The sequence below is a fragment of the Bradyrhizobium sp. MI1.7 genome, from assembly GCF_055811795.1.
The window spans coordinates 82833-104467 of the sequence record NZ_JBVVPO010000001.1 but is presented as its reverse complement, the minus strand read 5'-3'; the positions used below and the strand labels follow the sequence as shown (position 1 = coordinate 104467).

Sequence of the window (21635 nt, the reverse complement as noted above, 5' to 3'; positions counted from 1 at the left end):
AGTTTAGCCGTGGCCGGCGATGCGGGCGATCCATTCCAGGCGAGGGAACCAATCGCTCAGCGCATGCCATCCCGGCCGGCCGTCAGCCTTGCTCGTCCATGATGCGCAGCTTCTCGACGCGGCGGCGAAAATCCTCGTCCGTAGAGAATTCGGCGGAGAGATAGGACGAGACCAGATCCACGGCGAGCCAGGCGCCGACGATCTGCGCGCCGATGCACATGACGTTGACGTCGTCATGCTCGACGCTCTGATGGGCGGAATGAACGTCGTGGCAGACCGCGGCGCGAATGCCCTTCATCTTGTTGGCCGCGATCGAGGCGCCGACGCCGGTGCCACACACCATGATGCCGCGTGCGGCTTCGCCTGACGTCACCTTCTGCGCAACGGCCCGCGCGATGTCGGGGAAATCCACCGGCTTGTCGTCATAGGAGCCGACATCGACGACGTCGTGGCCGAGGCTGCGGATGTGGTCGATAACGGTCTGCTTGAGCGGCCAGCCGGCGTGGTCGGATCCGATGACGAGACGCATGTGATGTCCTTCTTGATTTTATGTTGGTCGTGACAGCCGCTTCGCGGCTGCCACGATTTTCCCTGGTTTCAGCTGCGCATGTCGGGCGGCAGCTCGACCCCATGGAATTTCTTGTAGATCGCGTTGAGCTTGCCGTTCTTGACGTTCTCGGTGATCCAGGCGTTGAGCTTGTCCATCAGGCGCTGCTCACCCTTCTTCAGGCCGATCGCGAGGTCGAAGGTCGCCAGCGGAATCCGTGACTCGAACACGCGCGACGGGTTCTTCACCCCGATCTGGTTGATGATCGTCGCCGACGAGGCGACGCAGTCGACCTGGCCGGAGACGGCCGCCGTCACCATCGTGGCGTCGTCGTCGTAGCGCGAGATCTTGAGGTCCTTGTCCTTCATGTTGGACAGGGTGGTGTCCTGCGTGGTGCCGCGGGAGACGCCGATCGGCTTGTCTTTCAGGTCGGGCCAGTCCTTGACGGTCGAGGATTTGAGGCAGCCGACGTCGGACTGCAGCGTCGCATAGCGCTTCGTGAAGTCGATGACCTTGGCGCGATCGGGCGTCACCGACAGGGTCGAGATGATGATGTCGGCCTTGCCGGTCAGGACGTTGGGGATGCGCGTCGCACCGGTGGTCTGGATGAATTCGAGCTCGAGCCCCCAATCCTTGGCGAGCAGTTGCGCCACTTCGACGTCGGAGCCGGTCGGCTTCATGCTGCTGTCCATCATGCCCGAGGGCGGAATGGCGACGTCCGTCGAGATGCGGATTTTCTTGGCCTGCGTGATGTCGTCGAGCAGGTCGGCCGACGCCGGCGTGGCTGATATCATGACGAGGCCGAACAGCGCGGTGGCGGTCCCCAGCAGTGTCTTGTTTGTCATCCTTGGTTCTCCTCTCCTGTTATGATTTTAAGTTTCCAGTGCCCACGAATTGCGTGAGTTCGGGCGTCGCCGGCGACGTCAGGATCGAGGCGGGGCCGGTCTCGTGGACCTTGCCCCGATGCATGAAGACGATCCGGTCGGCGATGCCTTTGGCAAAACCCATCTCATGGGTGACCATCACCATGGTCATGCCGTCCGCCGCCAATTGCTCGATTACCTTCAGCACCTCGCCAGTAAGCTCGGGATCGAGCGCGGAGGTGACCTCGTCGAACAGCATCACTTTCGGCTGCATCGCGAGCGAGCGGGCGATCGCCGCGCGCTGCTGCTGGCCGCCCGAGAGCTGCTCGGGATAGGCGTGCAGCTTCTCCTCGAGCCCGACCTGCGCGAGCACTTTTCGGGCGAGGTCCCTGGCTTGCGAGGCGGCCATGCCCTTCACGGCGCAGGGGGCGAGCGTGATGTTCTGTTCGATCGTGAGATGTGGAAACAGATTGTAGCTCTGGAACACGATGCCGACGTCCTGGCGCAGCGCGCGCAGATCGACATCAGGGCGGTCGACGCGATGCCCGCACACGACGATCTCGCCCCCGTCGACCTTCTCGAAGCGGTCGATGCAGCGCAGCGCCGTGCTCTTGCCGGAGCCGGAGCGGCCGATCAGTGCCAGCACCTCGCCGCGTTCGACGGCAAAGGAGACGCCATCGAGCACCCGCAGCGGGCCAAAGCTCTTCTGCACGTCGCGGAGCGACACGATCGGTTCGGAGGAGGAGGGGTTTTGCTGCATGTCAGGCTGGTGCGAGGTTGGACCTGCCACGCCCCATCCGCCGTTCCAGCTTCTGGCTGAACAGGGACAGGGGATAGCACATGGTGAAATAGACGACGGCGATGATCGCGTAGATGGCGAACGGCTCGAACAGCGAGTTGTTGACGATCTGGCCCGACCGCATCAGCTCGACGAAGCCGACGACCGAGGCGAGCGAGGTATTCTTGATGATCTGCACCATGAAGCCGACGGTCGGCGGCGTCGCGATGCGGATCGCCTGCGGCAGGATCACCTTCATCATGCGCTGGGTCCGGCTCAGCGCGAGGCCTTCGGCGGCCTCCCATTGCGGCTTCGGCACCGACTGGATGCAGCCGCGCCAGATCTCGCCGAGATAGGCCGAGACATAGAGCGTGAGCGAGGCGCCGGCGGCAGCTAACGGCGAGACCTTGAGGCCGATCGCGGCGAGGCCGAAATAGCCGAGGAACAGGATGACGAGCAGCGGCGTACCCTGGATCAGCTGGACATAGACGCCGCTGGCGATCCGCACCGACTTGAGCGGCGAGATGCGCGCGAGCGCAATCACGAAGCCGACAATGCCGCCGCCGATCAGCGCGATCACGGACAGGCCAATCGTCCACAGCGCGCCCTGGCCGAGGAACATCAGATGATTGATGTTGAGATGTCCGCCCATGGTCATCTCACAACGGTGTGCCGAGCCGGCGCCGGCGCGGAAACAGCACGAGGCCTAGGCCCCAGAAGCCTGCGCGCATCACCAGCGACAGGATGACGTAGAGCACGGCGACGATGATGTAGGTCTCGAAGGCGCGATAGGTGTCCGACTGGATGTAGTTGGCGACGGCGGTGAGTTCCTCCGCCGAGATCTGCGAGCAGACCGAGGAAGCCAGCATCAGCAGTACGAACTGGCTGGTCAGCGCCGGATAGACCTTCTCGATCGCCGGCAGCAGGATGATGTGCCAGTAGATTTGCAGTCGCGACAGCGCCAGCCCTTCGGCGGCCTCGATCTGTCCGCGCGGGATCGCTTCGAAACCGGCGCGCATGATCTCGGCGGTGTAGGCGCCGACATTGATCGTCAACGCGGCCACCGCCACGGTGAAGGCGGAGAATTTCAGGCCGAGGCTGGCGAGGCCGAAATAGACCAGAAAGATCTGTACCAGCAGTGGCGTGTTGCGGATGGTCTCGACATAGCCTTTGCAGGCGCCCGCGATCAGCGGGCTTCGTGAGCCGCGGCCGACGGCTGCGAGCGTGCCGAACAGGGCGCCGAGCACCGTCGCGAAGGCCGCCAACTCCAGCGTCAGCGCCGCGCCGGCCAGAAAATTCGGCCAACGCTCCAGCACCGCGGGAAAGTCGAGTTGGAGGCTCATCGTATCAGGTTCAGCCGGTGGTCTGGTTGGTCATGCGGTCATAGACGCGGAACAGCGCCTGGTTGCCGTTGCTGCCTTCGCCATGCGCGCGTGCGTCCACGTACTGGCTGGTGACGAGCGCGGTGCCGGGCAACGGCACGCTCAGCGCCTGTGCGTGCTCTTGCACCAGGCGGAGATCCTTGAGCTGGAGATCGATCCGGAAGCCGGCGGAGACGTCGCCCGCGATCATCGCGGGGCCGAGCTTGTCGAGCATCCAGGAGGCGGCGGAGCCGCCGAGCAGAACGCGACGCAGCAGATTGAGATCGATGCCGGAAGCGCGCCCGAGCGCCAGCGCCTCGCAGATCGCCTGGATGTTGATGCCACAGATCAACTGATTGCAGAGTTTCACGGTCTGGCCCGCGCCGGACGCGCCGACATGCGTGATGGTCGTCCCCATTGCGCGGAAGAACGGCTCGGCCCGCGCGAAGGCCGCCACATCGCCGCCGGCCATGATCGAGAGCGCAGCGTTCTTGGCGCCCACGGGCCCGCCCGAGACCGGCGCGTCGATGAAGCTGACGCCGGCCTTTTGCAGGTCGGCATGGATGCGGCGGACGGCGACTGGCGAGATCGTGCTCATGTCGACGATCAGCTTGCCGGGCGGGGGAGACTTCAGGAGACCATGTTCGCCGTAGACGGTCGCCTCGACATGAGGCGTGTCGGGCAACATGGTGATGACGATGTCAGCGCCTTGCGCGGCGTCAGCGGGGCTGTTGGCGCCGGCCGCGCCTTCCTTGACGCTGTCGGCCAAGGCGGCTTCGTTGAGATCGAAGACGCGAACCGCATGCCCGGCCACCAGGAGGTTGCGCACCATCTCGCGGCCCATCGTGCCGATACCGATGAAGCCGACATTGCCCTTGTCGTTCCGTCCCATGTCAGTCGTCCGTTTCTTGGTTGAGTGGTTTCTTGCTTGTTGGCCTGCCGCGATCAGCCTGAGGCGCTGGTCTTGTCGATGTCGCCGACGACGGCGCGCCTGCGGTATTCGTCGCCAATGGCAAAATGCTTGCGCAGCGTCGCATCCGCTCGCTCGGGGTCGCGCGCGATGATCGCGTCGAAGATGCGCCGATGGTCGTCGATCAGGTACGTCTTCATCGACGGGAAGGCCTGCACCAGCTCGCGGCGGCTGCGATGCGAATGCGTCAGCAGCCCCGCCAGCGAACCGTGCAAGACCGTCAGCGTTTCCGAATGCGATGCCACGACGATGGCGCGATGGAATTCGAAGTCGGCCATGCCGCCGGCATCGGCCTCGTCGATCGTATCTCCGATCTTCGCGAGCGCACGCTGCAGGCGTTCGAAATCGGCAATGTTGGCGCGCTCGCAGGCGAGCCGGATCGCCTGACACTCGATCGCGACACGCGCCTGCATGACGTCATCGAGCATGTCCGCCTGCTGGGCGAGCGCGAAGGTGAAGAAGTCGTTCAGCACCGAGACGTCCGGCTGCGTCACCACGGTGCCGATGCGGTCGCGGATCTCGACGATGCCGAGCACGGTGAGGGCGCGTAGCGCCTCGCGGACGATCGGCCGGCTGACGCCGAGGAGGGTCGCCAGCTCGCGCTCGGAAATCAGGCGGTCGCCGGGCTTGAGCGAGCCCGCAAGCAGGCGTTCGCGCAGGAAGGCGAACACCTTCTCGAACCCTTTTTCGCCCTCAGTGGCCCGCTTCACTTCCATCCCGGTCTCTTCTTGGTCTGATCTTGGTCAGACCAGTAGGCTAACCAGAGCGTTGGCGTCAAGAGCCTTGGTTAATTGCGGGTGTCGCAGGCGCGGCTAATCCGATCAGTTCCCCGGCCGGATCCTTCAAATTTGAGGCGTATTGATCGGAGCGCTCACTCAAAGAATTTGAGGTCCGCGATGCCCGATCATCATTCTTTCTCCGCCCTCGACCGTCATGCGGCGCTCAGCGGATCCGACAACGGCTTTCCCTGGTATGCGGGCGCGATGCTCGCGGTCGAAGCGAGCGAGGTGGTGCGGCTGCGCTGCGAGAAGCTCAGCCACGGCGACGAGGGCGCTCGGCAGGAGGCCGTGCTGATGGTCAGCGAGAAGATCGCCGCGGCTTTCGAGGCGGCCGCGAGCCTGCTTGCGGGAGCAACGCCGGCCGCGATCGTCCAGCGCTACCGCGAGCACGTGGCCGCGAACGCCAGGCGGCTGTCCGCGAACGAGGCTCCATGACCGAGTTGCGCTGCTGACAGCATGTTGGCAGCAGGGGCAAGCTACGACCATCTCCTGACAAAACGGAGAGCGGGTCCATGCCGATCGAGGCAAGCTGTCATTGCGGTGAGACGGTGTTCGAGGTGACGGAGGCGCCGGCGAGCGTGACGCGCTGCACCTGCTCACTCTGCGCCAAGCGGGGCGCGTTGTGGGCCTATTACACGCCGGCGCAATTTCGCCTGCTGTCGCCGCCGGAAAGTGTGGCGACCTATCTCTGGGGCAGCCGCACGGTCAAGCATCATTTCTGCGCGAGCTGCGGCTGCGGTACTTATTCGGAGTCGCCGGACTGGTCGACCGGCAAGGCCGATTTCGACAATCCCAAGGTTGCGGTGAACGCGCGCCTGTTCGACGATTTCGATCTCGATGCCGTGCCGGTGAACATGATCGACGGCAGGAATTTGTGGTGAGCATGCAGGGCGCGCGCATGTCCGCTGCGCGTCTGTGACCTTGAGGCGATTTTGAAAAGCTGATTTGGTCCGGCCCCAGAGAAAAAGGGGGGGAAGCCATGATGCGTCGTTTTGCGCGAGTGATGCTCGCAATGTGTCTGGCCGTTGCAGCCGGCTTCAACGCGCAGGCGCAGACCAAACCGAAGGTCACGACATCAGGACCTGACTTCCCCAAGGCCGCGCTGTTCGTCGGCAACAGCTTCTTCTACTACAACAACGGCATGCCCGGGCATCTCTCCTTCATGGAGCGCGCGGCTGATGCTGACAACAAGGCGGCGTACCGCAACACCATGGCTACGATCGGCGGCTCCGGCCTCGATTGGCACGACATGGACAATCTGCTGCGGCCGGGCGGCATCGGCGCCTATTCCTTCGACGAGCAGAACAACGTCGTCTTCAACAAGCCGGGCAGGCAGTTCGACGCCGTCGTCATGATGGATTGCAGCCAGTGCCCGATCCATCCGCAATTGAAGGACGCGTTCGCGACCTTCGCCAAGAAGGACAGCGAGATCGTCCGTGCCCACGGCATGCGGCCGGTGTTCTTTATGTCCTGGGCCTATGCCGACAAGCCGGAGATGACGGAAGCCTTGGCCGAGGCCTATACGCTCGCCGGCAATGCCAATGATGCGCTCGTGATTCCCGCAGGCCTCGCCTTCGCGCGCGTGCGCAAGCTCCAGCCGGAGCTCAATCTGTATGCGCCGGACAAGCGACACCCGAGTCCGGCGGGCACGTATCTGGCAACCTGTGTGACGCTCGCCGCGCTGACCGGGCGCTCGCCGGTCGGCAATTCCTATGCGACGGGCTTGGATGCGGAGACCACCCAACTGCTGCAAAAGGCGGCGTGGGATACGGTGCAGGAGTATTACGGGCGTTGATCTGGCGCGATCTCGTAGGGTGGGCAAAGCGACTTGTCCGCCGTAGCTAGAAGAGCGAAGGCGGAAGCGTGCCCACCACCTTACTCGCGATAGAAGATGGTGGGCACGGCGCAAGAGCGCCTTTGCCCACCCTACGGCACCGTCAACGCTCCTTCAGAACCACCCACGCCGGCGCGTGATCGCTCGCCCCTTCCTCGCCGCGCACCTTCTTGTCGACACCCGCCTTGGCCAGACGCGAGACCAGGGCGGGGCTCAGCAGGAGATGATCGAGTCTGAGGCCCGCATCGCGCGGCCAGCGGTTTCGCTTGTAGTCCCAGAACGTGTAGATGCGTTTCTCCGGATTCAGTTCGCGGATCGCATCACACCAACCCTGTTCAATGAGCGAGGCAAACGCAGCGCGGCTCTTCGGCTGAATCAAGGCATCCTTGTCCCATGACCGCGTCGGATAGATGTCGATCTCATTAGGCGCGACGTTGTAGTCGCCGGCGAGCACCACGGGCAGATCCTGCTTGATGAAGGTCTTGGCGTGGCGCTTGAGGCGCGCGAACCAGTCGAGCTTGTAGTCGAATTTCGGCCCCGGCTGCGGATTGCCGTTCGGCAGGTAAATGCTGGTGACGATGATTCCGCGCACGGCGGCCTCGATGTAGCGGGCTTCGCGATCATCAGGCTTTCCCGGCAAGCGGTCGCGCGTGAGAATGGGCTCGGCATTGCGGGCGAGGATGGCGACGCCGTTCCACGTCTTCTGTCCACGCCACACCGCGCCGTAACCGGCCTGTTCGATGGCCGCTGCCGGAAATTCGCCGTCGGCTGCCTTCAGTTCCTGGAGCGCGACGACATCAGGCTTCGCCGCGCTCAGCCAACGCAACAGGTTGGGCAGGCGGCGGTTGACATTGTTGATGTTGAACGTCGCGATCCTCATGGGCCCAACGACTGGAAATCTTCAGAAATGACTCGCTACCGTTGTCATCGGCGTTCCACGATGTATGCTTACAACCCAAAATTGCCGATCAACACGACGGAGGTTTGACGATGACCAAGCTTTGCCTTGCCGTAGTCGTGGCCGCAACCGCATTTTCCGGAGTGGCTCTTGCTGCCGAGAAAATGGAAATCGCCTGTAGGGTGGAATATTTCAAATACTGCCCCAGTGTCGTGCCGGGGGGCGGGCGCATTGTTGCTTGCCTGAACAGGTACAGGAGCCATATCGGCAACGCGTGCAAAGAGAGCATGGATGCGTGGGTTATCGATAACAAGGTGCGCGGATAATAGAGCGCGATGAGATCGATGAAGCATCATCGCCCCTAGGACCACGGGCGAGGCAGCGACATCAGGCTTCGCCGCGCGGTCGTAGGACAGATTCGGTTGACGTTGAGTGCCGCAATCTTCATGTAGAGATTGCGGCCGCGGTCGTTTGCGCCGCCACCGGAGATCCAAATCCATGTTGAAGTCCAGTCTGAGCCTCGCCATCGTCGCATTCGTCGTCGCGTTCTCCGGTGTCTCGTCGGCACAATCGTCCGATCCACGCGGCGCGTGCAAGGCGGACTATGACAAATTCTGCGCCGGCATCGCGCCCGGTGGCGGCAAGATCATCGCATGCCTCAACGCCAAGCGCGATCAGCTCAGCGCGTCCTGCAAGACGGCGCTCGACAGCCGGAAGAAGTAAGTCTCGTGTCCCGGACGCGGCGCAGCGTGTGACGCTGCTCCGCAGAGCCGGGACCCAGAAAGCGACAGAGTACGGTGCGAGAAGATGGCCCCGGCTCTGCAGCGCATTGCTGAAGGAGCGCTGCGCCGCGCCCGAAGAACGGGCGCGTCCCTAACTCGGCAGCGGCGGCGGGCTCGCGGGCTGCTCGATCGGCGGCGGGGAGGGCGGCTGCTCGGCCGCCTGCACCAGCGCGGGCTCCGGCTTGACCAGCGGCTCCACCTCATTGCCGCCCTTGTAGACGCGGGCGTAGCGGTGGCCGAGGCTGGTCAGCACCTCGTAGCCGATCGTGCCGAAATGATGCGCGAGCTCGTCGACGGTGATGCCCTCGCCGAGCAGCGTCACCATGTGGCCGCGCCGCGCCGCGTTCGGGGCCAAGTCGGTGATGTCGATCGCGATCAGGTCCATCGAAACGCGGCCCGCGACCGGGCAGCGCTTGCCGGCGACAACGACCTCGGCGCCGCGGGTGCCGTCATTGGAGCTGGCGGCGCGGAAATAGCCGTCGGCATAGCCGACTGCGATGATTGCGAGTTTTGTCGGCCGCCGCGCGGTCCAGGTGCCGCCATAGCCGACGCTCTCGCCGCGTTCGACATTGCGGGTCTGCACGATGCGCGCCTTGAGGTCGACCACCGGCTGCATCGGGTTGTCGGCCTCAGGCGTCGGGTTGACGCCGTAGAGCGCTGCGCCCGGCCGCACCAGGTCGAACTGGAAGGGCGCGCCGAGGAAGATTCCGGAGGAATTGGCAAGCGCAGCCGGCACGCCGGAAAATTCGCTGGCGATACTGCGGAAGGTTGCCAGCTGTTTTGCATTCACGGGACTGTTGAGCTGCTCGGCCGAGACCAGATGGCTCATCACCAGCGTGATGCCGTGATCGCCGGCGTTGATGCGGGGGATGATGGCCTGCGCGTCCGCAAGCGTCAGCCCGAGCCGGTTCATGCCGGTGTCGATGTGAACAGCGGCGCCTCCGGTCCAGCCGGTGCGGCGGCAGAACACGTCCCATTCGGCAAGCTCGTTGAGATCGCCGATCACCGGCCGGCAATTGATCCTGGCGTAGTGCTCGCCGGTGTTCTGGAAATAGCCGCCGAGCACGTAGATCGCGGCTTCCGGCACGGCTTCGCGCACAGTGCGCGCTTCCTCGATGGTGGCGACGAAGAAGGTCTTGCAACCGGCCTTGCTCAGGGCCCGCGAGACCTGCGCGGCGCCGCAGCCATAGGCATCGGCCTTGATCACGGCCGAGCATTCGGCCGGCACGGCCGTCTTCTCGAGCTTGCGCCAATTGGCGATGATGGCGTCGAGATCGACGGTGAGCACGCCGCCATAGGCTGCGAGCGCGGCAGCCTGATTGGCCTCCGCGGAGAGGAGGCCGGATTGCGGGATCATTTTCGGGTCGGACGCCATTGTCATGGCGCCGTTTTACGCAAGAGGCCGGTCTGGTTCAAGGAACTCAGTAGTCGTTGCCGCTGCGAACCGGCAACTGACTGTCAGGCGCGAGGTCGCCGAACCTGGTGACCGAGGCTTCGAACGCCAAATCGACGGTGCCGGTCGGGCCGTGGCGCTGCTTGCCGATGATGACCTCGGCTTTTCCGTGCGCAAGACTCATGTCAAGCTGCCACTTCTCGTGTTCAGGCGTGCCTGGGCGGGGCTCCTTCATCGCGAGGTAATATTCCTCGCGGTAAACGAACAGGACGACGTCGGCGTCCTGCTCGATTGATCCGGATTCACGCAAGTCGGAGAGCTGCGGCCGTTTGTCGTCGCGGGATTCGACTTGGCGTGAGAGCTGGGACAGCGCGATCACGGGAACGTTGAGCTCCTTGGCCAGCGCCTTCAGGCTGGTCGTGATCTCCGTGATTTCCTGTACTCGGTTGTCACTCCGCTTGCCGGATCCGGAGAGCAACTGGATGTAGTCGATCACGAGGAGATCGAGGCCCTTCTGCCGCTTCAGCCGGCGCGCGCGTGCCATCAGCTGCGCGATCGACAGGCCGCCGGTCGCGTCGACATAGAACGGCAGCGACTGCAGCTCGATCGAGACTTCCCGGATCTTGTCGAAATCGGCTTCCGAGATGCCGCCGCGGCGGATGTGGGAGGAGGGAATGCCGGTGCGCTCGGCGACGATACGCGTGGCGAGCTGGTCGGCCGACATTTCGCAGGAGAAGAAGCCGATCACGCCGCCATTGGCGGCCTTCATGGTGCCGTCAGCCTGGACCTCGCCGACATAGGCCTTGGCGACGTTGTAGGCGACGTTGGTCGCCAGCGAAGTCTTGCCCATGCCCGGGCGTCCGGCCACAATGATGAGGTCGGAGTGCTGGAGGCCGCCCATCTTGGTGTCGAGGTCGCGCATGCCGGTCGAGATGCCGGACAGCTTTCCATCGCGCTGGAACGCTTTGGCCGCGAGATCGACCGCGACCGCCAACGCCTGCGAGAATTTCTGGAAGCCGCCGTCATAACGGCCGGATTCGGCGAGTTCGTACAGGCGGCGCTCGGCGTCCTCGATCTGCGCCCGCGGCGCGAAGTCGACCGGCGCGTCATAGGCGACATTGACCATGTCCTCGCCGATGCCGATCAGGTCGCGTCGCAGCGCCAGATCATAGATGGTGCGGCCGTAGTCCTGGGCGTTGATGATGGTGGTTGCTTCCGCCGCGAGCCGCGCCAGATATTGCCCGATGGTCATGCCGCCGACATCGGTGTCGGCCGGGAGGAACGTCTTCAGCGTGACGGGCGTGGCGATCTTGCCCATCCGGATCAGGCTGCTGGCCGTCTCGTAGATGGTCTGATGCAGCGGCTCGAAATAATGCTTCGGCTCGAGGAAGTCGGAGACGCGGTAGAAGGCGTCGTTGTTGACCAGGATCGCGCCGAGAAGGCTCTGTTCCGCCTCGATATTATGCGGCGCGCTCCGATACGCCGGAGTTCCGGGCTCGGGCGCGAGTTTGAGGACGTTCGAATCAGTCAGGGCCATGGTCGAGCGTTAGCAATTTTCTGGGGCGGATACGGGGCCGGGATAAAGCGCCGCCTCAGGCCAAAGCGGAAGCAAAAGCTGACCGCTATCAACCGCTCAGTTAAAATGGTGGATGATTGGCAGCCGCGGCACGCGCCGCGCTTGACGGTTTTTGCGGAACTCGCCCGTCCCGGAAGCGGCCGTGACCGCGCCACGGAAAACTCCGGGTGACATGAACCTAATGGATTGGCGCGCAGACGTATCAAGAAGCGCGCGAAATGACGCACGCCGGGAGCTTTGGGCTCGGATTCAGACCAGCAGGAGGTAGACCAGCGCAACCAAGGCCGCTCCGACGCCGGTGGCGATCAGAGCGTAATCGGTGCGGAGGTCGTCCTGCACGTCGAATGAGGTTTGGGTCCGCTTGCTCATGGCGACGGTCTAAGCCGGGCCCGACGAGACTTATGTGAAACAGATCACATCTCCCCGGATTCTTTCGGGGTACGACCCGGAACAGGAAGGCGGTCGGGGGGTTGTCTCCCGCCACCAGGGAACGAGGCGAGCGATGCGGCCAGAACGGCAGCACCAGAATTGGCGAAGCGAGGCGGCCAGCCGGCTTTGGTTGTCGGGGCTGATCGCGGCCATGCAGCACGCCGAGCGGCCCGAAGTGCGGCGCGAGCCGGTCTCGCCCGAGACCCTCGCGGACCTGCGGGCGCAACTGGCGTTAACAGCCTCTTTCCGATCGTCCCAGATCTCGACCCTGCGTCATTAGGATTCATTCACCAACCAGCGTCAGGTCCGGGTTCGGCGCCGCCTTCGCGCGCACGATGACGGGTGTCTGCGGCGTCGTGACTTTGCGACGATGTGCCGCTTCCGACAGGCGACGCGTCGTCTCACGAGGCCACCGGCACTCGAACAAGCTGCAGCGCTATTGCGCTGTGATCACAGCCGATATTCCAAAAGCGCTTAATCACATCCTTGCGTGTGGAGGCTGCTTCCATTCGCGGCTCAATCCGCTAAAAGGTGACCCGCCGCCGCGCCTTATGCCGGCTGCATTCGCGTAAATTCAATGGAGATGATGGGAATGTCGAGCCGAGCGCTCAGCCTCGCGACGGTATTTCTTCTGATCGGCTTCGGCGTGACCGATACCGTCCTTGCGCAGGCGACGAACCTCGAGGCCGGCAAGGCCCCATCCCAGCTTTTCGCGCAGACCTGCAGTGCCTGCCACAAGAGCCCGCGCGGTCTGTTGAAGACGGTGGCGCCGGGCTCGCTGCCGGGCTTCCTGCGCCAGCACTACACGACCAGCTCCGACATGGCCGGCGTGCTCGCGTCCTACCTCGTCTCCAACGGTGCCACCGACACCCGCTACCAGGCCAAGGACGGCAAGGACAAAAAGGACGGCGCCAAGGAGAAGGAAGCCAATACCGCGCCCGGCCAGGCGCCGGACCATCAGGGGCGCCGCCAGCGCTCCCAGGACGCCGCCAAGCCGGACGGCGAGGCTGCCGCGCCCGAGGGCGCCCGTCAGAAGCGCGCGGCACGGCCACCCGAGGAGGGATCGAAGGAAGGTGCGAAGCCCGAGGGCCAGGCCGCGCCCGAGGGACGCAAAGCTAAGCGTCGCGCCAAGCCCGGGACCGAGGAAGCACCGAAGGTCGACGCCGCCGCGCCGGCCATTGAAGACAAGAAGAGCGAGCCGAAGGCCGAGACCAAGCCTGACACGACCAGGCCCGACTCGGCCAAGGTCGAGCCCGGCCGTGACGAGGCGAAGCCCGAGAACAAGCCGGCAGAGAAGCCCGCTGAGGCCAGGCCGGATAGTGCCAAGGTCGAGCCGCGCGGCAGCGATACTCCGGCGCTGCGGCCCGATCCGGTACCGCAGGTCACGCCGGCTGCACCGTCTGCCGCCGCGAAGCCCGCCGAGGCCAAGCCGGCGGAGGAGGCTGCTAAGCCGGCCGCGCCTGCCGTGAGCTCCGAGCCGGCAGCCAAGCCGCAGGAGCCTGCACCGCCCGCGACCGCTGCGGCCCCGCCCGCGGCGCCAGCCGACTCGTCCGGTCCGCCCACACCGCCGATTTCGCGCTAAGCGAGCCAGATTTTCCGTCGATTTGCGAAGGCCGCACGCATCGCGGCCTTCGCATCGTCTTGACTGCAATTAGAGCGTTACTCTAGAGTGATGCTCTAGGAGGCGTCGATGACGACGAGCGTGCGTGACGACCTGTTGGCGGCCGGGCTTTTCGTATTCGACCGCGTCGGCTTCGAAGCCGCGACGGTGGCAGCGATCCGCGCCCGGGCACGCGCCTCCAACGGCAGCTTCTTTCATGTCTTCGGATCGAAGAAGGAACTGGCGGGCGCGCTTTTCCTGGAGGTGCTGCGGCACTATCACGCCGCGGTGCTGGCCGCGCTCGATCCGATGCCGAGGGCCGGGCAGGGCATCGATCGGTTGATCCGGGCCCATCTCGACTGGGTGGTGTCGAGCCGGCGCGAGGCCCGCTATCTCTTCGAGATATCGCGCAGCGAATGGAGCGAGGACGTCCGCGACGCTCAGCGCGCGCAGAATGCGCGCCTTGCCGAAGGCATCGAGCGCTGGCGCGCGCCGTTGGTTGCCGGCGGCGAGCTCTTGCCGATGACGCCGGTGATGTTCGTCAGCCAGCTCATCGGCCCTGCCCAGATCTTCTGCCGCGCCTTTCTCTCGGGACGTGACCGCGCCGATCCGCGCAGCGAAGCCGACACGCTTGTCGCCTGTGCCATCCGTGCGCTGCGGCCGCCCGATCGCATCCACAAGCAATAGGAGAAGCCGCATGCGAGCCGAAGCAGATCCCGAATTCGCAGCTGTAGCCGAGCGCATCCACGCCAATGTCGGCCGTCAGGGGTTTATGAACCTGGTGGGCGCCGAGCTCTCGGAATTGTCGCGCGGCACTTGCACGATTGCGGTCGCGCGCCGGCCCGAGCTGCTCCAGCAGCACGGCTTCTTCCACGGCGGCGTCACCGCCTTCCTGGTCGACAACGCCACGACGATCGCGGCGGCGACCTCGCGCGGCCAGCCGGCGTTGACGGCGGAATACAAGCTCAATCTGTTGTCGCCGGCGGTCGGCGAGAAACTGATCTGCCGGGCCAGGGTGATCAAGCCGGGCCGCCAGGTCTCGGTGGTCGCGGCCGACGTGTTTTGCGTCAACGACGGTGTCGAGAAGCACACGGCAACTGCGCTCGCTTCGATCGCGATGCTGAGCGAGGACGTCGCCGCGAAAACGAAAAGCCCGGCCGCCGGAGGCGGCCGGGCGTCGCAACCTGCGCGAACGCGGGTCTTACTTCTCGGTCTCGTCCGCAGCCGGCGCCGGCTCGTCGTCCTGCTGGGCTTCCGGATCGAAGAACTCGCCGGCGGCGGCGATCGCTTCGGCGGCCGCATCGCGGTCCTCGTTGCGGGTCGAGATGTCCTCGCCGCGGTTGATGCGCTCGGCCTCGTCCTGGCTGCGCGCAACCGTGACGGAAACCTCGACCTCGACCTCGGGGTGAACGGCGACGGTGATGGTGTGCTTGCCGATGGTCTTGATCGGCGCGTCGAGCTGCACTTGCGGGCGCTCAAGCGAGACACCGTCGGCTTCGAACGCAATGACGACGTCGCGCACCGTGACCGAGCCGAACAGCTGGCCGGCTTCGGAAGCCTGACGGATCACGATGATGTTCTTGCCTTGGATCTTCTCGGCGACCTTGGACGCCTCGCCCTTGGACTGGAGGTTGCGAGCCTCGAGATCGGCCTTCATGCCGTCGTACTTGGCGCGGTTGTCGGCGGTGGCGCGCAGCGCCTTGCCGCGCTTGAGCAGGAAATTGCGGGCATAGCCGTCGCGAACCTTCACGACTTCGCCCATCTGGCCGAGCTTGCTCACGCGTTCCAGCAAAATGACTTCCATATTCGTTCTCCTTTGAAGTGTTGAGTGAGTTGGGTTTTGGGGTTGAACTTAAGAGGTTGGCAGCGGCGGTGGCTGGCGGCTGCGCAGGAAGCGCTCGCGGAAGCCGAACACGGCATCCGCGAGGCCGAGGATCACCATCGCGATGACGGGCCAGCCGAACACCACGACGACGGCATAGGTCGAACCGAGCCAGAAGGTGCGGCTCTTCAGCGCCAGCGTCAGCGTATGCAGCACGGCAAATCCGGTCAGCGCATAGCCCATCATCAGCGCCGCCGTCGTGATCTGCGCGACCATCGCGAGCAACCCGCCGGTGAAGCAGAACGCGAGCGCGATGCAGAGCGCCACCAGCGTCATCGGCGGCAGCTCGGCCGTCATCATGTCCGGCCACGGACGCAGCAGGCGGCCCGATGTCGCCGTTATCTTGCCGCTGAGCCAGAGATTGAGGGTGAGCGTCATCATCGCGACGATGGTGGCGGCGGCCGGAGCGATCAGCACCAGCGCGTCGACGAACTGACCGGCTTCGCCTGACGTCTGCGGGTCGGCGGTGCGGAGCAGGCGCATCAAGCCGCGCCGCAGCGTGCCGGTGATGGTCTCGGCGTCGGTGCCGAGGGTGAGCAGGGCGGCGATCGTGGTCAGCGCGGCGAAGCCCGCGATCCACAGCAGGATGCGACCGACCGGATACCATTCGAGCTCGGGCTCGGCCGGCGGCTCGGTGGTGGCTTCCGGCGCGACGGGTCCAACCCGCCGGCTGAGCAGGACGAGATGGCCGAGCCACCACGCGGGCAGCGCGACGGTCACGGCAAAGGCGATGCAGTAGGGCAGGCCGAACAGGGCCCCGAGGCCGATCGCAGCTGCGATGCCGCCGAGGCTCGCGCAAAGCGGGCCCCAGCCGATCGAGGCGACCATCAGCGGCAGCGGTGCGAGATAGAACAGGACGAGCGAGATCAGCGCGCCCGATACGATCGAGGCGAACATCAGGGCCGACGCAGCGCCGGCGATCAGAGCTATCAGTCCAAGAGTCATCATCAGCTGTCCCGCTCCCTTCGAGCGGTTAGAGGCATCTTGCCCCAACCATCGGCGACCGGACGACCCGGAAGCCTTATGAAACCAAAAAAGCGCGGCCGGCAGCGAAGTCGCCGCCGGCCGAATTCGTCTTAGCGAATGACGTAGGGCAGCAGGCCCAGGAAGCGCGCGCGCTTGATGGCGCGGGCGAGCTCACGCTGCTTCTTGGCCGACACCGCGGTGATGCGGCTCGGCACGATCTTGCCGCGCTCGGAAACGTAGCGCATCAAGAGCTTGGAGTCCTTGTAGTCGATCTTCGGAGCATTTGCGCCCGTGAACGGGCAGCTCTTGCGACGACGGAAAAACGGACGGCGTGCACCAGCTTCAGCCATTGATCTTACTCCGCATCCGGCGTTGTCGTTTCAGCTTCGTCGCGCGGACGGCGCGGACCGCGGTCACCGCGGAAGCCACCACCGTCGCGATCGCCGCCACGGAAACCACCCTCGCGGTCGCCACGGAAGCCACCGCCTTCACGATCGCCGCGGAAGCCGCCGCCACGGTCGTCACGCTCGCGGTCACGGTCAGCCTTGCGCATCATCGCCGACGGGCCTTCCTCGAGCTCCTCGACGCGGACGCTGAGATAGCGGATCACGTCTTCGCTGATGCGCTCCTGGCGCTCGATCTCGGCGATCGCCGCGGACGGCGCGTCGATGTTGAGCAGCACGAAGTGCGCCTTGCGGTTCTTGTTCATGCGGTAGGTGAGGGAGCGAACGCCCCAATTCTCGGTCTTGGTCACCTTGCCGCCGAGACCCTCGACGATGCCGGTCATCTGCGCAGTCAGCTCTTCGACCTGCTGCGTGCTCGCGTCTTGGCGCGCGAGAAAAACATGCTCATAGAGAGCCATAATGGTCCTTTCCTCATGTTGGCGCATCGCCCGGCGTCAAGCCCTTAAGAGGCCTTCGGAAAGGACTCTGGGATTAAGCTCAGAAGGCGGAAACACGGGACGACGGGCCGACTGGCCCTGCCACACCAAAATCACGAATGATTTGCTGAGACCGTCCGTTCAGCTCCCGGCCGGGTCTGCGGATGGCGCGCTTATACGGATTTTGGCCGGCTTTGCAAGGTTGGAGGCCGTGCTTTCGGCCCCGGATGGTTCCGGTGCGGGCAGCGGGACCGGTCCTCGCGGACCATACCAGCTTGATTTATTTGTTTGTATAGCATACAAATAAAGCAACGCAGAGGACCCCAATGGCGGAAAAGTCGGTCCATGAGCCGTTAGAGGCGGCTGGCGACCCCAAGCATGCTGCCCGGGCTACACGTTCGGCCGGCCGCAAGATGCGGTCGCTGCTGCTGGATGCGGCGAGCCCGCTGTTCAGGGAGCGGGGGCTGTCCGGCACGGCCATCACCGACATCGCCGCCGCCGCGGACGCGTTCCCGAGCCAGATCACCTATTACTTCCGCACCAAGGAGGCGCTGTTCGTCGAATGCGCCTGCCGCGAGCTGCTGTATCTGGCGCGGGCGACGGAGCAGGCGGCGCTGAAAGCGCGCACGCCGCGCGACTACACCCGTGCGCTGGCCGAGACCGTGACTGCGAGCGATTCGGTCGCCTTCTTCGCCGAGGCGCTGACGTTGACCCGGCGGCGCCAGGATCTTGCGCCGCTGGTCGAGCGCACCATCGAGCGCCTGCACGGTGAAGGCGCACGCGCCTATGCGAGCCAGGTCGCGCGGCACGGCTGGCGCTCCCTGCGTGCGCCCGACGAAAGCTCGCGGCGGTTCTGGGCCGTCGCCGTCGGCGTCATTCTCGAGGGATACGCGATGGGCCGGTCGCCGGATGAATTATGCGCCGAGATGCTGCGTGTGCTCGGCGAGCAGGCGAAATCAGCCAGCGACACGGCGCGCCTCCGTCTGGTCGACGAGCGCGACGCATCTGGCAATTCGAATGAGGAGGGTTAGGCCATGACTGCACTTCGCATGCGTGCCCGCGATTTCCTGACCGACGACCAGCTCGCCGACGTGCGCCAGCGCGTGACCTGGAAAGGCGTCGCGCTGATCGCCCACGCCTGGGCACTCATTGTCGCCGCGATCGCTTTGGTCGCGTGGTGGCCCAACCCGATCACCTACATTCTCGCCGTTGCCATCATCGGTTCGCGCCAGCTCGGGCTCGCGATCCTGATGCACGACGGCGCGCATGGCTGCCTGTCCGCTGACGAGAAGACCAATCTGACCCTGAGCCAATGGTTCTGCGCCTATCCTCTCTTCGCGGAGACGCGCAGCTATCGGCGCTATCACCTTCAGCATCACGCGCGCACCCAGCAGGAGGACGACCCCGATCTCGTGCTGTCGGCGCCGTTTCCGATCACCAAGCTGAGCTATCGCCGCAAGTTCATTCGCGACATCACCGGGCAGACCGGCTACCAGCAGCGCAAGGCGCAACTGCTCAATGCGCTCGGGCCGAAGGACTGGACGTTGCGGCAGCGTGCTGCGCATTTCTGGGAGAAACTCGGCCCGCAATGCCTCGCCAATGCCGCGATGTTCGCAGCGCTCGCGGCAGCCGGCGTGTGGTGGGCCTATCCGCTGCTATGGCTGGTGCCGCTGTTGACCTGGATGATGGTCATCACCCGCATCCGCAACATCGCCGAGCACGCCGTCGTGCCCGACAGTAGCGATCCCTTGCGCAACACCCGCACCACGCATGCGAATTTCCTCGAGCGGCTGTTCATCGCGCCGTACTACGTGAACTATCACCTCGAGCATCATCTCCTGTTCTACGTGCCCTGCTACAATCTGCCGAAGGTGCATCGCCTGCTGAGTGCGAGCCGGCACGCCGGCCGCATGGAGGTGCAGCCGGGCTACGCCGCGGTGCTGCGGCTCGCGACCGCGAAGCCGGACCGGGATGACCGGCCGGGGCAACTCGTGAACAGCGCGCGCCGCGCGCAGGCAGGGGCGGCGGTCGACGCCAATCAGACCAATGGTGGATTCTAGGGCCAGCGTTCCCCGTTGAATCCCGGGCGAAGTTCCTATCTTGGCTTGACATTCCGGCCCCGGACAGTGTCTACGGCCCCCTTTGGAGCATGATCCGGAACCATGGCCTAAGGCCGTGCGTCATCGGCTGCCGGTTCTCGCAGGGATCACGCCCGACAAGCAGGGAGCGCCGATGACGGCAGCATTCACATTTCCAGGGCAGGGGTCCCAGGCGGTTGGCATGGGCAAGGCCCTGGCCGACGCCTTTCCGTTGGCGCGCGCCGTGTTCGACGAGGTCGATGCCGCGCTTGGGGAGAAGCTGACGGCGATCATCTGGGATGGTCCTGCAGAAACGCTCCAGCTTACAGAGAACGCCCAGCCGGCGCTGATGGCGGTATCTGTCGCCACCCTGCGCGTGCTGGAGGCCGAAGCCGGGTTTTCCGTGGGACGGGACGCGGCCTTCGTCGCCGGCCACTCGCTCGGTGAATATTCGGCGCTGGCTGCGGCCGGCAGCCTGACGATCTCGGATACCGCGCGGTTGCTTCGCACCCGCGGTCTCGCAATGCAAAAAGCCGTTCCGGTCGGCGCCGGTGCGATGGCCGCTCTCCTAGGTCTCGACTACGAGGCCGCCATGGAGGTCGCAGGCGAGGCGGCACAGGGCCAGGTCTGCCAGGCCGCCAACGACAATGGTGGCGGGCAGGTTGTCGTCTCCGGTGACAAGGCTGCGGTCGATCGCGCCGTCGAGATTGCCAAGACCAAGGGTGCCAAGCGCGCAATGCTGCTGCCGGTGTCCGCACCGTTCCATTGCAAGTTGATGCAGCCCGCCGCCGACGCCATGGCGGAGGCGCTGGCGAAGGTCACGATCAAGGCGCCGGCGGCGCCGCTGGTGTCGAACGTGCTGGCCAGCGCCATCAGCGATCCCGACGAGATCCGTCGCCGCCTGGTCGAGCAAGTCACCGGCACGGTGCGCTGGCGCGAGTCGGTTGCCTATATGGCAGGCCAGGGCGTCAACCGCTTCTTCGAGATCGGCGCCGGCAAGGTGCTGTCTGGTCTCGTCAAGCGCATTGCGGACGGCGCCGTCGGCGTGTCGGTCGGTGGTCCCAACGACATTGCCGCTGCCAAGGATGCATTGGCCGCTGCGAAGCAGGCCTGAAGGAGTTTTTCAATGTTCGACCTGACTGGCAAAAAGGCGCTCGTCACCGGCGCGACCGGCGGCATCGGCGGCGCGATCGCGCAGGCGCTGCACGCGCAGGGTGCTACCGTTGCGATTTCCGGAACGCGCAAGGAAGTGCTGGATGAGCTTGCCGGCAAGCTCGGCGAGCGTACCCACGTGCTGCCCTGCAATCTCTCCAAGGCCGACGAGGTCGAGGCGCTGGTGCCCGCTGCGGAAGCCGCGATGGGGCAGGTCGACATTCTCGTCGCCAACGCCGGCATCACCCGCGACAATCTCTTCGTCCAGCTCCGTGACGAGGACTGGGAGGAGGTCATCAACATCAATCTGACCTCGACCTTCCGCCTGGCGCGCGCCGCGACCAAGCTGATGATGCGCAAGCGCTTCGGCCGTATCATTGCCATCACGTCGATCGTCGGCGTCACCGGCAATCCCGGGCAGGGCAACTACACGGCATCGAAGGCCGGCCTGATCGGCATGATCAAGACGCTCGGTGCCGAATACGCCAAGCGCGGCGTGACCGCGAACTGCATCGCTCCGGGCTTCATCAAGACGCCGATGACCGATGCGCTCAACGACAAGCAGCGCGAGACGATTCTGGCCAAGGTTCCGGCTGCCCGCCTGGGGACGCCGGAGGACATCGCAGCCGCCGCCGTCTACCTGAGTTCGAACGAAGCGGCCTACGTCACGGGACAAACCATCCACGTCAACGGCGGCATGGCCATGATCTGACGTCTCCTTCTGCACTGCCCACAAGGGCGGTGCGGAGTGCGGCAAACGGCCGTTTCCGGTGCGAAATGAGGCTTGTAGTCAAGGCAGTTGAAGTATGATAACCGGACGCTCAACGGATGGGCAAAGAACGCCATTGCAGGTTTTTGAAACCCTGT

General features: G+C 64.9%; 26 protein-coding genes and 1 pseudogene. 12 read left to right on the top strand and 15 right to left on the bottom strand.

All coding sequences use genetic code 11. The annotated features are described in order from the left end of the window. Positions 1-82 precede the first annotated feature (82 nt). From rpiB to AC0L3X_RS00480, 7 genes are all read right to left on the bottom strand, one after another. Complete coding sequence (gene rpiB, locus AC0L3X_RS00510) at positions 83-529, bottom strand: ribose 5-phosphate isomerase B (protein WP_063983716.1); 447 nt, start codon at positions 527-529, stop codon at positions 83-85. A gap of 68 nt (positions 530-597) precedes the next feature. Further along, complete coding sequence (locus AC0L3X_RS00505) at positions 598-1392, bottom strand: transporter substrate-binding domain-containing protein (protein WP_063983715.1); 795 nt, start codon at positions 1390-1392, stop codon at positions 598-600. A 19-nt stretch (positions 1393-1411) separates the two neighbouring features. Beyond that, positions 1412-2170 carry an amino acid ABC transporter ATP-binding protein gene (locus tag AC0L3X_RS00500; protein ID WP_063983714.1) on the bottom strand — a complete coding sequence of 253 codons (759 nt, stop codon included), beginning with the start codon at positions 2168-2170 and terminating at the stop codon, positions 1412-1414. 1 nt (position 2171) lies between these two features. Further along, a complete protein-coding gene (locus tag AC0L3X_RS00495; RefSeq protein WP_063986421.1) occupies positions 2172-2840 on the bottom strand; it encodes an amino acid ABC transporter permease in 669 nt (222 codons plus the stop codon). A gap of 7 nt (positions 2841-2847) precedes the next feature. Next, positions 2848-3531, bottom strand: a complete 684-nt coding sequence (locus AC0L3X_RS00490) for an amino acid ABC transporter permease (protein WP_063983713.1) — start codon at positions 3529-3531, stop codon at positions 2848-2850. A gap of 10 nt (positions 3532-3541) precedes the next feature. Next, a complete protein-coding gene (locus AC0L3X_RS00485; RefSeq protein WP_473316240.1) occupies positions 3542-4495 on the bottom strand; it encodes an NAD(P)-dependent oxidoreductase in 954 nt (317 codons plus the stop codon). After that, positions 4495-5235 (bottom strand): FadR/GntR family transcriptional regulator, encoded by a 741-nt coding sequence (locus tag AC0L3X_RS00480; RefSeq protein WP_166095906.1) that lies wholly within the window; start codon positions 5233-5235, stop codon positions 4495-4497. Before AC0L3X_RS00480 ends, AC0L3X_RS00485 begins: the two co-directional genes overlap by 1 nt. Positions 5236-5415: 180 nt before the next feature. Between AC0L3X_RS00480 and AC0L3X_RS00475 the strand changes: the two genes are divergently transcribed. The 3 genes from AC0L3X_RS00475 (at position 5416) to AC0L3X_RS00465 (ending at position 7093) form a co-directional block, all read left to right on the top strand. Beyond that, entirely contained in the window at positions 5416-5733 is a 318-nt protein-coding gene (locus tag AC0L3X_RS00475; protein WP_063983710.1) for a hypothetical protein, read from the top strand. Between the two features lie 77 nt (positions 5734-5810). Next, complete coding sequence (locus AC0L3X_RS00470; protein WP_063983709.1) at positions 5811-6179, top strand: GFA family protein; 369 nt, start codon at positions 5811-5813, stop codon at positions 6177-6179. 98 nt (positions 6180-6277) lie between these two features. Then, entirely contained in the window at positions 6278-7093 is an 816-nt protein-coding gene (locus AC0L3X_RS00465) for an SGNH/GDSL hydrolase family protein (protein ID WP_063983708.1), read from the top strand. Positions 7094-7235: 142 nt separating this feature from the next. Here the strand turns inward: AC0L3X_RS00465 and AC0L3X_RS00460 are convergent, their stop codons facing one another. Together AC0L3X_RS00460 and AC0L3X_RS00455 are read right to left on the bottom strand one after the other, a co-directional pair. Next, positions 7236-8012 (bottom strand): exodeoxyribonuclease III, encoded by a 777-nt coding sequence (locus tag AC0L3X_RS00460; protein ID WP_063983707.1) that lies wholly within the window; start codon positions 8010-8012, stop codon positions 7236-7238. Between the two features lie 68 nt (positions 8013-8080). Beyond that, entirely contained in the window at positions 8081-8530 is a 450-nt protein-coding gene (locus tag AC0L3X_RS00455; protein ID WP_231144883.1) for a hypothetical protein, read from the bottom strand. Here AC0L3X_RS00455 and AC0L3X_RS00450 point away from each other — a divergent pair. Further along, a complete protein-coding gene (locus AC0L3X_RS00450) occupies positions 8529-8753 on the top strand; it encodes a cysteine rich repeat-containing protein (RefSeq protein WP_071914679.1) in 225 nt (74 codons plus the stop codon). The two genes, AC0L3X_RS00455 and AC0L3X_RS00450, sit on opposite strands and share 2 nt — an antisense overlap. Before the next feature lie 150 nt (positions 8754-8903). Here the strand turns inward: AC0L3X_RS00450 and alr are convergent, their stop codons facing one another. Together alr and AC0L3X_RS00440 are read right to left on the bottom strand one after the other, a co-directional pair. Then, positions 8904-10187, bottom strand: coding sequence for an alanine racemase (gene alr / locus AC0L3X_RS00445; protein WP_063983704.1), 1284 nt, complete (start codon positions 10185-10187; stop codon positions 8904-8906). Positions 10188-10233: 46 nt separating this feature from the next. After that, positions 10234-11742 carry a replicative DNA helicase gene (locus AC0L3X_RS00440; protein ID WP_063983703.1) on the bottom strand — a complete coding sequence of 503 codons (1509 nt, stop codon included), beginning with the start codon at positions 11740-11742 and terminating at the stop codon, positions 10234-10236. A 442-nt stretch (positions 11743-12184) separates the two neighbouring features. Here AC0L3X_RS00440 and AC0L3X_RS00435 point away from each other — a divergent pair, with 442 nt between their 5' ends. From AC0L3X_RS00435 to AC0L3X_RS00420, 4 genes and pseudogenes are all read left to right on the top strand, one after another. Next, the gene (locus tag AC0L3X_RS00435) at positions 12185-12490 is read left to right on the top strand and encodes a hypothetical protein (protein ID WP_231144886.1); all 306 of its coding nucleotides are present in this window, start codon (positions 12185-12187) and stop codon (positions 12488-12490) included. Between the two features lie 312 nt (positions 12491-12802). Next, positions 12803-13792: a hypothetical protein gene (locus AC0L3X_RS00430; protein ID WP_063986420.1), complete on the top strand. Its 990-nt coding sequence runs from the start codon at positions 12803-12805 to the stop codon at positions 13790-13792. A gap of 108 nt (positions 13793-13900) precedes the next feature. Further along, positions 13901-14497: a TetR/AcrR family transcriptional regulator gene (locus AC0L3X_RS00425; protein ID WP_231144888.1), complete on the top strand. Its 597-nt coding sequence runs from the start codon at positions 13901-13903 to the stop codon at positions 14495-14497. 10 nt (positions 14498-14507) lie between these two features. After that, positions 14508-14972 (top strand): annotated as a pseudogene (locus AC0L3X_RS00420) (PaaI family thioesterase); the annotation flags it as partial. Positions 14973-15011: 39 nt separating this feature from the next. Here AC0L3X_RS00420 and rplI read toward each other — a convergent pair. The 4 genes from rplI to rpsF form a co-directional block, all read right to left on the bottom strand. Continuing rightward, entirely contained in the window at positions 15012-15614 is a 603-nt protein-coding gene (rplI, locus tag AC0L3X_RS00415) for a 50S ribosomal protein L9 (protein ID WP_063983702.1), read from the bottom strand. A 48-nt stretch (positions 15615-15662) separates the two neighbouring features. Next, positions 15663-16640: a YybS family protein gene (locus AC0L3X_RS00410; protein ID WP_063983701.1), complete on the bottom strand. Its 978-nt coding sequence runs from the start codon at positions 16638-16640 to the stop codon at positions 15663-15665. Between the two features lie 128 nt (positions 16641-16768). Further along, entirely contained in the window at positions 16769-17008 is a 240-nt protein-coding gene (gene rpsR, locus AC0L3X_RS00405; RefSeq protein ID WP_007592020.1) for a 30S ribosomal protein S18, read from the bottom strand. A 5-nt stretch (positions 17009-17013) separates the two neighbouring features. After that, entirely contained in the window at positions 17014-17520 is a 507-nt protein-coding gene (gene rpsF, locus AC0L3X_RS00400) for a 30S ribosomal protein S6 (protein WP_014495806.1), read from the bottom strand. A 344-nt stretch (positions 17521-17864) separates the two neighbouring features. Between rpsF and AC0L3X_RS00395 the strand changes: the two genes are divergently transcribed. From AC0L3X_RS00395 to fabG, 4 genes are all read left to right on the top strand, one after another. Then, complete coding sequence (locus AC0L3X_RS00395) at positions 17865-18569, top strand: TetR/AcrR family transcriptional regulator C-terminal domain-containing protein (RefSeq protein WP_354131194.1); 705 nt, start codon at positions 17865-17867, stop codon at positions 18567-18569. Positions 18570-18572: 3 nt separating this feature from the next. Next, positions 18573-19598 carry a fatty acid desaturase family protein gene (locus AC0L3X_RS00390; RefSeq protein ID WP_354131195.1) on the top strand — a complete coding sequence of 342 codons (1026 nt, stop codon included), beginning with the start codon at positions 18573-18575 and terminating at the stop codon, positions 19596-19598. Between the two features lie 172 nt (positions 19599-19770). Then, positions 19771-20730 carry an ACP S-malonyltransferase gene (gene fabD / locus AC0L3X_RS00385; RefSeq protein WP_354131196.1) on the top strand — a complete coding sequence of 320 codons (960 nt, stop codon included), beginning with the start codon at positions 19771-19773 and terminating at the stop codon, positions 20728-20730. A gap of 12 nt (positions 20731-20742) precedes the next feature. After that, positions 20743-21480: a 3-oxoacyl-[acyl-carrier-protein] reductase gene (fabG, locus tag AC0L3X_RS00380; RefSeq protein ID WP_028147729.1), complete on the top strand. Its 738-nt coding sequence runs from the start codon at positions 20743-20745 to the stop codon at positions 21478-21480. The last annotated feature ends 155 nt before the right edge of the window (positions 21481-21635 follow it).